General features: G+C 67.9%; 11 protein-coding genes. 4 read left to right on the top strand and 7 right to left on the bottom strand.

Features of this window, described 5'->3' with window-relative positions; genetic code table 11:
* Window positions 1–16: 16 nt before the first annotated feature.
* Together HAV22_RS21070 and HAV22_RS21065 are read right to left on the bottom strand one after the other, a co-directional pair.
* Entirely contained in the window at window positions 17–319 is a 303-nt protein-coding gene (locus tag HAV22_RS21070) for a Dabb family protein (RefSeq protein ID WP_166861724.1), read from the bottom strand.
* 197 nt (window positions 320–516) lie between these two features.
* Complete coding sequence (locus HAV22_RS21065; RefSeq protein ID WP_166861723.1) at window positions 517–717, bottom strand: DUF1737 domain-containing protein; 201 nt, start codon at window positions 715–717, stop codon at window positions 517–519.
* Between the two features lie 157 nt (window positions 718–874).
* On the opposite strand from HAV22_RS21065, the gene HAV22_RS21060 reads away from it, so the two are divergent.
* From HAV22_RS21060 to HAV22_RS21050, 3 genes are all read left to right on the top strand, one after another.
* On the top strand, window positions 875–1,954 hold the full coding sequence (locus tag HAV22_RS21060; protein ID WP_166861722.1) for a site-specific integrase: 1,080 nt from the start codon (window positions 875–877) through the stop codon (window positions 1,952–1,954).
* Window positions 1,955–2,099: 145 nt separating this feature from the next.
* Window positions 2,100–3,800 (top strand): MFS transporter, encoded by a 1,701-nt coding sequence (locus HAV22_RS21055; protein ID WP_229421343.1) that lies wholly within the window; start codon window positions 2,100–2,102, stop codon window positions 3,798–3,800.
* A 144-nt stretch (window positions 3,801–3,944) separates the two neighbouring features.
* Window positions 3,945–4,985, top strand: coding sequence for a glycoside hydrolase family 5 protein (locus tag HAV22_RS21050; protein WP_208296296.1), 1,041 nt, complete (start codon window positions 3,945–3,947; stop codon window positions 4,983–4,985).
* A 4-nt stretch (window positions 4,986–4,989) separates the two neighbouring features.
* Here HAV22_RS21050 and HAV22_RS21045 read toward each other — a convergent pair whose 3' ends face one another.
* The 3 genes from HAV22_RS21045 to HAV22_RS21035 are packed head-to-tail and all read right to left on the bottom strand — an operon-like array spanning window position 4,990 to window position 7,542.
* Window positions 4,990–5,727: a class I SAM-dependent methyltransferase gene (locus HAV22_RS21045; protein WP_166861721.1), complete on the bottom strand. Its 738-nt coding sequence runs from the start codon at window positions 5,725–5,727 to the stop codon at window positions 4,990–4,992.
* A 20-nt stretch (window positions 5,728–5,747) separates the two neighbouring features.
* A complete protein-coding gene (locus tag HAV22_RS21040) occupies window positions 5,748–6,959 on the bottom strand; it encodes an MFS transporter (RefSeq protein ID WP_166861720.1) in 1,212 nt (403 codons plus the stop codon).
* A 55-nt stretch (window positions 6,960–7,014) separates the two neighbouring features.
* A complete protein-coding gene (locus HAV22_RS21035; protein ID WP_166861719.1) occupies window positions 7,015–7,542 on the bottom strand; it encodes a TetR/AcrR family transcriptional regulator in 528 nt (175 codons plus the stop codon).
* A 125-nt stretch (window positions 7,543–7,667) separates the two neighbouring features.
* On the opposite strand from HAV22_RS21035, the gene HAV22_RS21030 reads away from it, so the two are divergent.
* A complete protein-coding gene (locus HAV22_RS21030; RefSeq protein WP_166861718.1) occupies window positions 7,668–8,363 on the top strand; it encodes a hypothetical protein in 696 nt (231 codons plus the stop codon).
* Here HAV22_RS21030 and HAV22_RS21025 read toward each other — a convergent pair.
* Both HAV22_RS21025 and HAV22_RS21020 read right to left on the bottom strand, forming a co-directional pair.
* Entirely contained in the window at window positions 8,353–10,440 is a 2,088-nt protein-coding gene (locus HAV22_RS21025) for a 3-hydroxyacyl-CoA dehydrogenase NAD-binding domain-containing protein (RefSeq protein ID WP_166861717.1), read from the bottom strand. The two genes, HAV22_RS21030 and HAV22_RS21025, sit on opposite strands and share 11 nt — an antisense overlap.
* A gap of 63 nt (window positions 10,441–10,503) precedes the next feature.
* Window positions 10,504–12,162, bottom strand: coding sequence for a 3-(methylthio)propionyl-CoA ligase (locus tag HAV22_RS21020; RefSeq protein ID WP_229421342.1), 1,659 nt, complete (start codon window positions 12,160–12,162; stop codon window positions 10,504–10,506).
* Window positions 12,163–12,296 lie beyond the last annotated feature (134 nt).

Here is a 12,296-nt window from a genome sequence, read left to right as displayed (position 1 = left end):
GCCGCGCCCTCCTCGGTCAGACGATGTAGTCCATGCACTGGCGCCCTTCGCGGATCGCGCCGATGAACGGGATGACCGCCTGGTGCACCGGATGCTTGACATAGGCTTCCAGCGCGGCCTGGTCTTCGAATTCGGAATACAGCACGACGTCATACGTGGCTTCCAGTCCGGGCTGGGCGATAACGACCTCGAACGTGATCTGGCCCGGGACGATGTTGGCGCACTCGTCGAGGCGGCGCTTCATTTCGATGGCGTTGGCGGCGCGGTCGGCGCCTTCGGCGTGGTCTTTCAGTTTCCACATGACGATGTGCTTGAGCATGATGTCCTTGTTACGTTCGAGATTGAATGGTCGCGGCGTCGTGCTGGAGCGAAGCCGTCTTCTCATTATAAGAGCGATAATGCGCCGCGCCCAGGGCTGCTGGTGGCGGGTTTGGGCGGTTGCCGGCCGCGTGTCGGTTAGTTGCATAATTCTGAAACAACCGTAGCCGTGCCGCGGCGCCTGGTGCGAAGTTATTCCTACGAGATGGACGACCGGATACTCGGCCAGATGATCGCCTGCGCCACGATGACGGATTCGCCGTTGAACGTCGTGCTCGGCGAACCGTACAGCAGATAACCTTGCTCGAGCGCGGCGCTGACACGGCGGCAGAACGTGGCATCGTCAGGACCGGTCAGGACGCGGTAGGTGGGCAAGCCCTGGGGCGGGTGGTCGGACATGTGTGCTCCGGTACAGTGCGAGGTCGAATGATGACGGAGGGCTAGTATATTGTCGAACCGTCCACGTTGCTTGGCCCGCCCTGTTTCCTGTTTCGGCGCACGCTTGACGCGCTTGTCGGTTAGTTGCAGTATTACGAAAACCAACCCGTCGCCCACCATGAGCCAGCCCCCTTCCCTCGCCGAATGGGACGCGCGTCCCTTCGACGCATTCGCCGCCTTCGTCGTGACCCCGGAATTCGTGCTCACGTCCAGCCGCCAGCGCGACGTCCCGCTGCCCGTCTCGCAGGAATCCGCGACGGTCTACAAATTCATGTTCGGCAAGTTCGCCACATGGATGCTCGAGCGCGGGCTCAGGATGTCGACCGTGGACGCGGCCGACCTGCGCCGCTTCATCGATCTGTCGAAGGACGGCCACCGCGACCTCAACAGCAAGATCGCCTACCGCTACCTGCGCCTGCTGGAACGTTGCTTCGAATACCTGGGCCGCACGCCGAACCCGGCCCGGCAGGCGATCGCCGCCACGGACCGCGCCCACCTGGCCGAAGACGCGCCGATGATCGCGCTGGGCCAGGACGATCTGCAGCGCTTCCTGGCCGCCCTCCCGCCGGGCCGCGGCGACGACACGGAAGGTCATGCGGGCTGGAAGCGCCGGCGCGACCGCGCGATGCAGATCGTGATGGCGCTCGCCGGGCTGCGCGTGGCGGAAGCCATCGGCCTCCTCGTCGACGAAGTCGGACGCCAGCCCGACATCGAGGGCGCCCTCGAACTGAACATCACGCCCGAGGCGAAGCACCGCACGAGCTACGAACATACGGCCACGTTGCCGCGCGCGGGCGTCGCCGAGCTCACTGCATGGCTCGAGGAACGGGCCGAACTCAAGATCCCCGGCGACCTCGTCTTCCCCGCCAACCAGGCCGGCGAGCCGCTGCACAAGGCGACCGTGTATCGGCAGACGCGGGCGACGTTCGAACGGGCCGGCGTCAAAGTCCCGCGCGCGGGCGGGCGCACGTTGCGCAACAGTTTCGCCGTCCAGCAGCTGGAACAGGGCGTGGCGCGCAGCGAACTGACGACGGCGCTGGGCCTCGCGCTGGAGCGCTCGACGGAAGCGTACCGTTACGCGCGGCGCCATGACGGGCCTGAAGACGATGCCGCCGAGGGCGCGGACGCCGCAGCCGCGCCGGACGATCGGGACGACTCGGACAACGGTGCCGGTCAGGCCGCCCAACGCCCCCGCTGAACTGCCGCACCGCGCCCCACCACATCCCGCCTTCTGTAAGCCGCGCGTAAGTTTCGAGCAAGCATGCCGTAAGCTTCCCGGCGCACAGTCGGCGGGTAGCCCGCGCCATCGGGCTGCGCACACAATAATCAGACAGGAGACCACAATGGCAGTAACACCCGGCATGGCTGCGGGCGGCAAATCCATGCCGAAAGGCGTTGGACTGACGAAGGAAGAGCGCAAAGTCATCTTCGCGTCCTCGCTCGGCACCATTTTCGAATGGTACGACTTTTACCTGTACGGTTCGCTGGCGACGGTGATCGCAAAGCAGTTCTTCATCGGTGACCCGACCACGTCGTTCATCTTCGCCCTGCTGGCCTTCGCTGCCGGCTTCATCGTGCGCCCGTTCGGCGCGCTCGTGTTCGGGCGCCTGGGCGACATGATCGGCCGCAAGTACACATTCCTCATCACGATCCTGATCATGGGCGGCTCCACGTTCATCGTGGGCCTGCTGCCGGCCTACGCGTCGATCGGCATCGCCGCGCCCATTGTGCTCGTCACCCTGCGCATCCTGCAGGGCCTCGCGCTCGGCGGCGAATACGGCGGCGCCGCCACCTACGTCGCCGAACATGCGCCGCACGGCCGCCGCGGCTACTTCACGTCGTGGATCCAGACGACGGCCACGCTCGGGCTATTCCTGTCGCTGCTCGTCATCACGGGTGTGCGCGCGGGCATGGACACGGCCGCGTTCGATGCCTGGGGCTGGCGCATTCCGTTCCTCGTGTCCGTGCTGCTGCTCGCGGTGTCCGTGTGGATCCGCATGTCGATGAACGAGTCGCCCGCATTCGTCCGGATGAAGGCCGACGGCCGCACGTCGAAGGCGCCGCTGAGCGAGGCGTTCCTGACCTGGAACAACGGCAAAATCGCCCTGCTCGCGCTGCTGGGCGTCGTGATGGGCCAGGCCGTCGTCTGGTACACCGGGCAGTTCTATGCGCTGTTCTTCCTCACCAAGACGCTGAAGATCGACGACGCCACCGCGAACGTCCTCATCGCCATCGCGCTCGCCCTCGCGACGCCGTTCTTCATCGTATTCGGCTCCCTGTCCGACCGCATCGGCCGCAAGACGATCATCATGGCGGGCTGCCTGATCGCCGCGCTCACCTATATCCCCATCTTCAAGGGCCTCACGCACTACGGCAACCCGGCACTGGAGGCGGCGCTGGACAACTCGCCCGTCGTCGTCGTGGCCGATCCGGCGTCGTGCCACTTCCAGTTCAACGCGACGGGCACGAAGAAATTCCCGTCATCGTGCGACATCGCGACGGCGCAGCTGACGGCCGCCTCCGTCAGCTACACGCGCCAGGATGCGGCGAGCGGCACCATCGCCAGCGTCAAGGTCGGCGACAAGGTCTACCCGTCGTTCGACGCGACCATGACGCCGGATGGGCTGAACTTCGACCCGGCCAGCCGCGACCGCGAAGTGGCGCTGAAGAAGGGCCTGGGCGCCGCCCTGAAGGCCGCCGGCTATCCGCCGAAGGCCGATCCCACGCAGCTGAACAAGCCGATGCTCGTGCTGCTCCTGTTCGTGCTCGTGCTGTACGTGACGATGGTCTACGGCCCCATCGCCGCGATGCTCGTCGAGATGTTCCCCACGCGGATCCGCTACACGTCGATGTCGCTGCCCTACCATATCGGCAACGGCTGGTTCGGCGGCCTGCTGCCGACGACGGCGTTCGCCCTCGTCGCCGCCAACGGCAACATCTACTACGGCCTGTGGTATCCGATCGTCGTCGCCCTGGCCACCGTCGTCATCGGCATGCTGTTCGTGCGCGAGACGAAGGACACCGATATCTACGCGGGCGACTGAGCTTTCCCGCTTCCCGGGAAGCCGCCGCTACCCGCGGCTTTTTTCGTTCGCGTCACGATAATCCGGATGCGTCGACACGCTTGGCATCCCGCCCAGTTAGCGCTACCATCGACACGGCCCGATAACGATAACGATGGAGACCCCATGTTCAAGCTGCCGCACCTCGCCGCCGCCCTCACGTTCGCCACCCACGCGGCGCTCGCGGCCGACCCGCCGCCGAACCCGCCGCCCGCCACGTCGCAGTTCACGGAACTGTCCGCGCACGACCAGGTGCACCAGATGGGCCGCGGCGTGAACATCATCGGCTACGACCCGTTCTGGCGCGACGGCGCCCAGGGCAACTACAAGGACGAGCACTTCGCGAAGATCAAGGCGGCCGGCTTCTCGACGGTGCGCGCCGTGCTGTTCGCGTTCCGCGCGCTCGACGCGCAGAACCGGCTCGATCCGCGCTGGCTGAACCGCCTCGACTGGGTCGTCGCGACGGCGCGCAAGCATGGCCTGAACGTGATCATCGACGAACACGATTTCGACGAGTGCTCGAAAGACGTCCCCGCCTGCATGCCGAAGCTGAAAGCCGTCTGGGCCCAGCTCGCGGAGCGCTACCGCAACGAGCCGAACACCGTGATCTTCGAACTGCTGAACGAGCCGCACGGCCAGTTCGATGCGGCCACGTGGAACGCGAGCTTCCCGCAGGTGCTGGCCGTGATGCGCAAGACGAACCCCACGCGCAACGTGATCCTCGGCGGCGTGCAGTGGAACAGCCGCAGCACGTTGAAGGACTTGCAGCTGCCCGCCGACGACCGCCACCTCATCGCCACGTTCCACTACTACGACCCGTTCCCGTTCACGCACCAGGGCGCGTCGTGGGCCGACGAACCCATCCGCTCGACGACGGGCGTCCACTTCGGCACCGCGGCCGAGCGCGCTCGCATCGACACGGATTTCGCCGCCGTGAAGGCATGGAGCGACGCGAGCGGCCGCCCCGTCTTCCTCGGCGAATTCGGCGCCTACGACAAGGGGGCGATGGACGAGCGCGCACTGTGGACGGCCACCGTCGCCCGCACGGCAGAAAAATACCGCTTCGCGTGGGCGTACTGGCAGTTCTCCAGCGACTTCCTGCTGTACGACTTCAAGCGCGACGATTTCGTGCAGCCGATCCTGAAGGCGCTGGTGCCCGCGACGTAGCGACTCAGGCCGGCCGGCGGGCGGCCAGCAGCAGGAACGGCGGGCGGCGTTTCTCGTTCGCGAGATCCGGACGCGCCGCGAGGGCGGCCGGCGTCGGTCCGGGCTCGCCCACGTGCGTGAGCGCGAAACCCGCGGCCAGCAACGTGCCGACATAGGTCTCGACCGTGCGGTGGTATTTCACGACGCCGTCCACGAACCAGCGCGTCGCGCGCGGTCCCTCGTCGCGGTAGCGGTCGACGGGCCAGTGCAGCTTCGTGCCATCGGCATCTTTCACCCAGCCGACGGGATGCGCCGTGCACATCGGATGCTCGACGGAGAACATGAAGCACCCGCCTGGCGCCAGCGCATCGAACACGCGCCGTACGACACCAGCGTAATCCTCGACGTAGTGCAGCGCGAGCGACGACACCGCGAGGTCGAACATACGCGCGGGGCGATACGCTTCGATCGCGCCGTGTACGTAGACGATCGCCGGATCATGCGTGCGCAGAACGGCCTCGCGCAGCATCCGCGCAGAGACATCCACGCCCGTCACCGAGGCAGCTCCACGCTCCCGCGCGAAACGGGCGAAATCGCCGAAGCCGCAACCCAGGTCCAGCACGTGGGCACCGGCCAGGTCGGGCAGCAGCGCCTGCAGCGCGGGCATCTCGAGCACGCCGTTCAAGCCGCTGTCGTGCGTGCGCAGGTCGCGGTAGCCGGCAAAGAAGTCGGGGTCGTCGTAGATGTTCTGCGGCGTGCTCATGTCGTCTCCAAAAGTGCCGGTTACGCGGCCGGCGGCAGCCCGGCCACGGACGGACGGCCCCACGTGCGCATCCGGTTCGCGGCCCATGCCGTGAGGATCGCCCCCGCCAGCAGCACGAGGCGCGTGTCGACGAGCGTCAGCACGGCGCCCGCAGCCGCCATCAGGATGTTCGCGAGGCAGAACGTCGTCGACAACAGGCCCATGACGGCACCTTGCCCGTGGCCCGCGCCGAATCGGTCCGCGGCCCACGCCTGGACGACGGCATTGTAGAACGCATGCGGCAGCCCGAACGCCATGATGCCGACGAGCCCCACCCACAGGTGGCCCACGCCCAGCGAGCCGATCGCGAGCGCAACGCATGCGGCGAGCCAAGCCGCGCGGCGCATCGGTTCCGTACGGCTCGCACGCCCGGCGAACAGCGCGGAACACGTCATCAGGCCGCACATGCCGACATTGACGAGCGCGATCGCGCGGGTGTCGTAATGCCCCACCTCGACGAGCCACAGCGGATAGAACTCGTAGAACGCCGTGACGCCGCACGTGTACGCGAGCTGCACACCGAACAGCGCGCGCAGGCCGTCGTGACGCAGCAGGTTGAACGCGTGGCGTTCGCGCGCGACGCTCCACCACGACGGCCCGGCCGCGCGCGGCGCACGCTCCAGCGCCACGCCGACGAGGATGGCGCCCAGCAGCAGCGCTCCGGCCGCGATGTAGAACGGCACGGTGATGCCCCACGCGATCGTGAAGCCGGCCAGCAAGGGCCCGAACAACCACCCCAGGTGCAGCGCACCGTTCAGCCACGACAGCGCATGGTTGCGCAGCGGGCCTTGCAGCCGGTCGGCCAGCATCGCGCGGACGATCGCACTGTGGCCTTCGAGCAGGCCCGTGCCGAAACGGGCGGCGAGGAACAGCGGATACGAGCGGCTGGCCAGTGCCCACGCCGTGAGCACGTGGCCGACGGCGGCGCCGGCCGCCGTCACGAGCAGCAGCGGCCGGCGCCCGTAGCGGTCGGACAGCGAGCCGAGGACCGCGGTGCCCAGCAGCAGGCCGACGGGGTTCACCATCAGCGCGATCGCGAACAACAGTTTCGGCGGCAGGCCGAGGAAGTGCGTGAGGCTGTCCGGCGCGCCGTTCACGAACAGCGGCGGCAGGATGGGGTACGGCAGCGACGCGCCCGTCGTGGACAACAGTCCAAGGAGGCAGGCGGTCGCGATCAGGAGAGCGTTCTTCATGTGGACTCGTTCGTCGCGAGGCACCTAGCCTAGCACGACGGCCGCCACGTCGGCATCAGGGGCATTCCAGCCGCGCGGCGGCGAGGGACAGCCGCGCGAGTTCCTCTGCGAGCGCCGGCGCCGCGATGGTGCCGCCGCGCATCCACGCCGCGAGCGCGGCCAACTGGCCCTCCGCGCACGCGAGCGCGCGCACGTCCGCGCGCGCCGCGGGCACGCCCCGTGCGCGCAGGCCGGGGCTGCTTCTCGCCGCCAGCATGCGCGCGATGCGCGAGCGCAGTGGCTGTTCCAGCATGATGCGCACGGCGCCGGACCGTTCGCGCACGTGCTCGATCAGGCGCAGCAGCGCGGCCACGTCGGGCGGATCGGCCGCCAGCACGCCGAGCGGCCAGGCGAGCGATGCGTCCAGCAGGTCGTCCTTCGTGCGGAAGTGTTCGTACAACGTGGAACGGCCGAGGTCCGCCCGCTCGGCCACCGCCGTCATCGCGACCGCTTCATAGCCCTGCTCCATCAGCAATTCGATGAACGCCGCCACGGCCGCCTTGCGCGTGCGCTGCCGGCGCCTGTCCAGTACCGCCTCCACCATCCCGTCTCCCGTTCCGGACAGTGCGCGCCGAATGTCCGCTAGCGGATGCCGCGCCGAGGGGCGTCCGCCAACGGCGCGACCGCGCCTGGTCCAATGTCGTTTTTATCAGAAAGGATCACCATACCATGAGCCACCCCGCAGCCGACTCGTCGCCGACCGCACCGATCCGCGCCATCCCGCTCGCCGCCTGGGCGCTCGTCGTCGCCAGCGCGACGATGGTCGCCCTGCTCGCGCACCATCCCGTCATGGGACACGCCACGACCTACGCGGACAGGATGGCCGCGCTCGCACGCCTCGGCACGAGTGCGGCCCTCGTTCACGGCGCGCTGTTCGGCGTCGTGGCCGTGCTGCTGTACGGCGTCACCACGCTGGCGCTGGCACTCGATGCGCGCCGGCCGGCCGTGGCGTTCGGATCGATCTGCCACGCGCTCGGCTGCGGCGCCGTCGGCGGCGCGATGCTGCTGGACGGCTTCATCACTGCCCCGCTGGCCCAGACGGCGCTGGACCACGGCTGGCCGGCCGATGCCACGACGGTCACCTTCAACCTCGTGGCGATCTCCATCCAGATGCTGACGAAAGCGGGCCTCGTCGGGATGGGTGCCGGCATGTGCTGCCTGTCATGGTCGAACGCCCGCGCGACGCGGCTGCTCGCGGCGCTCGCGCTGCCGGCAGGCCTGGGCACCGCGTTCGCGGCCGCCAGCGGCCTGCGCATGCACACGCATTCGCTGGTGCTGCTCACAAGCCTGCAGGCGCTGTGGTACGCCGGTGCCGCGCTCACATTGTGGCGCATGCGCGGCATCGCCCCAGGCGTCAGCCGTTGAAGGTCCTGCCTTCCTGCGCGAGGCGCACGAGCAGCGGCGCCGGCGTCCACGCCTCGCCGTGGTAGCCGCGCGCATACTTTCCGATCGCGGCGAGCACGGTGGCCAGGCCGACGGTGTCCGCATAGAACATCGGGCCGCCGCGGAACAGCGGGAAGCCGTAGCCGGACAAATACACCATGTCGATGTCCGATGCGCGCAAAGCGATGCCCTCTTCCAGGATCTGCGCGCCCTCGTTCACCAGTGCATAGACGAGGCGCTCGACGATCTCCTCGTCCGCGATCGAGCGGCGCGCGATGCCGAGGTCCTGCGAATGCCTGACGATCATCTCGTCGACCCAGCTTGATGCCCGCGGCGTGCGGTCGCCGGCCTCGTAGTCGTACCAGCCGGCACCCGTCTTCTGGCCGAAACGGCCCGCCTCGCACAGCAGGTCGGCCGTCTGCGAATACTTCACGCCGGGCGACTCGATGGCACGGCGCTTGCGGATGTACCAGCCCACGTCGTTGCCCGCGAGGTCACCCATGCGGAACGGCCCCATGGCGAAGCCGAAGCGCTCGATCGCGGCGTCGACCTGCTGCGGCAGAGCGCCCTCGTCCAGCAGGAAGCCGGCCTGGCGGATGTACTGCTCGACCATGCGGTTGCCGATGAAGCCGTCGCACACGCCGGACACGACGCCCGTCTTCCTGATTTTCTTCGCCAGCGCCAGCGCCGTCGCCAGCACGTCCTTGCCCGTCGCGGCGCCGCGCACGATCTCCAGCAACTTCATCACGTTGGCGGGACTGAAGAAATGCAGGCCGATCACGTCCTGCGGGCGTGCCGTGAATGATGCGATGCGGTTCAGGTCCAAGGTGGACGTGTTCGACGCGAGGATCGCGCCCGGCTTCATCGTGGCGTCCAGCCGGCGGAACACGGTCTCCTTCACCTCCATGTCCTCGAACACGGCCTCGATGACGATGTCGGCCTGGGCAATGTGGGCGAAATCCAGCGTGCCGCCAATCAGCGCGATGCGCTGCTCCGCCTTTTCCGGCGCCAGCTTGCCCTTCCTGACCGTGTTCTCGTAATTCTTGCGGATCGTGGCGAGGCCCTTGTCCAGCGCGGCCTGCGTCGTCTCGACGATCGTCACGGGCAAGCCTGCATTCGCGAGCGCCATCGCGATGCCGCCGCCCATCGTGCCGGCGCCGACGACGGCCGCGCTGCGGATGTCGCGGACCAGCGTGTCGGCCGGGACGTCGGGCACCTTGCTGGCCGCGCGCTCGGCGAAGAATGCGTGGCGCAGCGCCTTCGATTCCGTCGTCTGCGTGAGGTGGATGAAGCGCTCGCGCTCGAATTTCAGGCCGTCCTCGAACGGTTTTTCGACCGAAGCCGCCACCGTCTCCACGCACTCGACGGGCGCCGGGAACGGCCCCGCCTCCGCCTTCACGCGCGCACGCGCGGCGGCGAGGAACGCCGCCGCATCCGGATGTTCGACCTGGCGCTCGCGCACCTTCGGCAGCGGCCGCACGCCGGCGACGCGGCGCGCGAACGCGACGGCGCCGGCCACGAGGCCAGACCCGGCCGGCAGCAGTTCGTCGAACAGTTTTGTTCCCGCGAGTTTTTCCGACAGCACGGGCGTCCCCGTCACGATCATGTTCAGTGCCGTTTCCAGCCCCAGCACGCGCGGCAGCCGCTGCGTGCCACCGGCGCCCGGCAGCAGGCCAAGCTTCACTTCCGGCAGCGCGATCTGCGCGCCGGGCAGCGCGACGCGGTAGTTGGCGCCCAGCGCCAGCTCCAGTCCGCCGCCCATGCACACGGTGTGGATGGCGGCAACCGTGGGCTTGGCGGAGTCCTCGACGGTGCGGATCAGCGTGTGCAGCGTGGGTTCCGTGAGCGCCTTCGGCGAATTGAATTCGCGGATGTCCGCGCCGCCCGAGAATGCCTTGCCGGCGCCCGTGATGACGATGGCCTTGACGGCCGGGTCCAGCGCGGCGCGCTGCAGGCCTTCCACGGCCGCGGTGCGCGTCGCCAGGCCGAGGCCATTGACGGGCGGGTTGTTCAGCGTGATGACGGCGACGTCGTCGATAACCTGGTAGTCGGCGCTCATGGGTCTCCTTCGATGCGTGTGATTGGCGGTGGCGACAATATAACCGTTAAAAGAACGGTCGTGTTATTTTTGATCCGTACCCGGCAGGCGATGGTCGCGGAACTGCTCGCGCAAGCGGTTCTTGAGGATCTTCCCCGTCGCGCCCATCGGCAAGGCGTCGACGAACACGACGTCGTCCGGCATCCAGAACTTCGCGACCTTCCCGTCGAAGAAGCGCAGCATCTCGTCGCGCGTGACGGTCGCCCCCGGCCGCGGCACGACGACGAGCAGCGGACGCTCGTCCCATTTCGGATGCCGCACGCCGATGCACGCGGCCTGCAGCACGGCCGGATGCGCCATCGCGATGTTCTCGATGTCGATCGACCCGATCCACTCGCCGCCGGACTTGATGACGTCCTTGCTGCGGTCGGTGATCTGCATGAAGCCGTCGGGGTCGATCGTCGCCACGTCGCCCGTCGGGAACCAGCCGTCCCGCAGCACGTCGCCGCCTTCGCCGCGGAAGTAATGCGCGACGATCCACGGGCCCTTCACGATTAGGTGGCCGAACGTGTGACCGTCCCACGGCAGCTCGTGGCCGTCGTCGTCGACGATCTTCATGTCGACGCCGAAGATGGCGTGGCCCTGTTTCTGCAGGATCGCGCGCTGGTCCGCCACAGGCAGATCGAGGTGCTTCACCAGCAGGCCGCCCGTCGTGCCGAGCGGCGACATCTCCGTCATGCCCCAGCCGTGGATCACCTGCACGTGCAGGCGGTCGATCAGCGTGTCCATCAGCGCGGGCGGACATGCCGCGCCGCCGACCACGGTGCGGCGGAACGTGGAGAACGCGAGCCCGTTCTGCAGCACGTAGTTGACGAGGCCCAGCCACACGGTCGGCACGCCGGCGGAAAAGGTCACCCGCTCCGCCTCGAACAACGCGTACAGCGACTTGCCGTCCAGCGCCGGCCCCGGCAGCACGAGCTTGGCGCCAGACAGCAGCGCCGAATACGGCAAGCCCCATGCATTCACATGGAACATCGGGACGATCGGAGACACGACGTCCGCCGCGCCCACGTTCAGCACGTTCGGCATCGCCGATGCGTACGCATGCAGCACAGTCGAACGGTGCGAGTACAGCGCGCCCTTCGGATTGCCGGTCGTGCCCGACGTGTAGCACAGCGCGGCGGCCGCGCGTTCGTCGAATTCCGGCCATGCGTAGTCGGCCGAGGCTGCATCGAGCAGATCCTCGTAGCACAGCAGGTTGGCGATGGACGTCTGCGCCGGCATGCGCGCGCGGTCGCTCATCAGCACGAACGCCTTCACGGTCGGGCAATGCGGCGCGATCGCCTCGACGAGCGGGAGGAACGTCAGGTCGAAGAACAGCAGCTGGTCTTCGGCATGGTTGACGATGTACGCGATCTGGTCCGCGTGCAGCCGCGGATTGATCGTGTGCAGCACGGCGCCGGAGCCGGACACGGCATAGTACAGCTCCAGGTGCCGGTAGCCGTTCCACGCGAGGGTGGCCACACGCTGGCTTGGCGCGATGCCTTGCGCGCCAAGCACATTCGCGAGCCGGCGCGCGCGTGCTTCACAGTCGCGCACGGTGTAACGGTGCACGTCGCCCTCGACGCGGCGCGACACGATCTCGCTGCCGCCGTAATGCCGGGCGGCGAAGCGGATGATGTTCGAAATGAGGAGGGGCTGGTCCATCATGCCGCCCATGAGCGGCGGCTGGTCGTTCGTCATCGTGGTCTCCGCTGGTTGCGAACGGCAGAGTTTCGAACGATCGTGCGGATAACGTCAATGGAAATCAATGCTGCGGCGCAGCAGCCATCGTCAACGAACATTGCCAGACGGTTACGGAATGTAACGCGGATAGG

Source organism: Telluria antibiotica (genome assembly GCF_011682055.1).
Lineage (GTDB): Bacteria > Pseudomonadota > Gammaproteobacteria > Burkholderiales > Burkholderiaceae_D > Telluria > Telluria antibiotica.
This window is presented reverse-complemented; position numbering and strand designations above follow the sequence as displayed.

What these genes read in the sequence shown, in the direction of transcription:
- HAV22_RS21070 (WP_166861724.1), bottom strand. Translation starts at nt 319, where the DNA reads ATGCTCAAGCACATCGTCATGTGGAAACTGAAAGACCACGCCGAAGGC.
- HAV22_RS21065 (WP_166861723.1), bottom strand. Translation starts at nt 717, where the DNA reads ATGTCCGACCACCCGCCCCAGGGCTTGCCCACCTACCGCGTCCTGACC.
- HAV22_RS21060 (WP_166861722.1), top strand. Translation starts at nt 875, where the DNA reads ATGAGCCAGCCCCCTTCCCTCGCCGAATGGGACGCGCGTCCCTTCGAC.
- HAV22_RS21055 (WP_229421343.1), top strand. Translation starts at nt 2,100, where the DNA reads ATGGCAGTAACACCCGGCATGGCTGCGGGCGGCAAATCCATGCCGAAA.
- HAV22_RS21050 (WP_208296296.1), top strand. Translation starts at nt 3,945, where the DNA reads ATGTTCAAGCTGCCGCACCTCGCCGCCGCCCTCACGTTCGCCACCCAC.
- HAV22_RS21045 (WP_166861721.1), bottom strand. Translation starts at nt 5,727, where the DNA reads ATGAGCACGCCGCAGAACATCTACGACGACCCCGACTTCTTTGCCGGC.
- HAV22_RS21040 (WP_166861720.1), bottom strand. Translation starts at nt 6,959, where the DNA reads ATGAAGAACGCTCTCCTGATCGCGACCGCCTGCCTCCTTGGACTGTTG.
- HAV22_RS21035 (WP_166861719.1), bottom strand. Translation starts at nt 7,542, where the DNA reads ATGGTGGAGGCGGTACTGGACAGGCGCCGGCAGCGCACGCGCAAGGCG.
- HAV22_RS21030 (WP_166861718.1), top strand. Translation starts at nt 7,668, where the DNA reads ATGAGCCACCCCGCAGCCGACTCGTCGCCGACCGCACCGATCCGCGCC.
- HAV22_RS21025 (WP_166861717.1), bottom strand. Translation starts at nt 10,440, where the DNA reads ATGAGCGCCGACTACCAGGTTATCGACGACGTCGCCGTCATCACGCTG.
- HAV22_RS21020 (WP_229421342.1), bottom strand. Translation starts at nt 12,162, where the DNA reads ATGACGAACGACCAGCCGCCGCTCATGGGCGGCATGATGGACCAGCCC.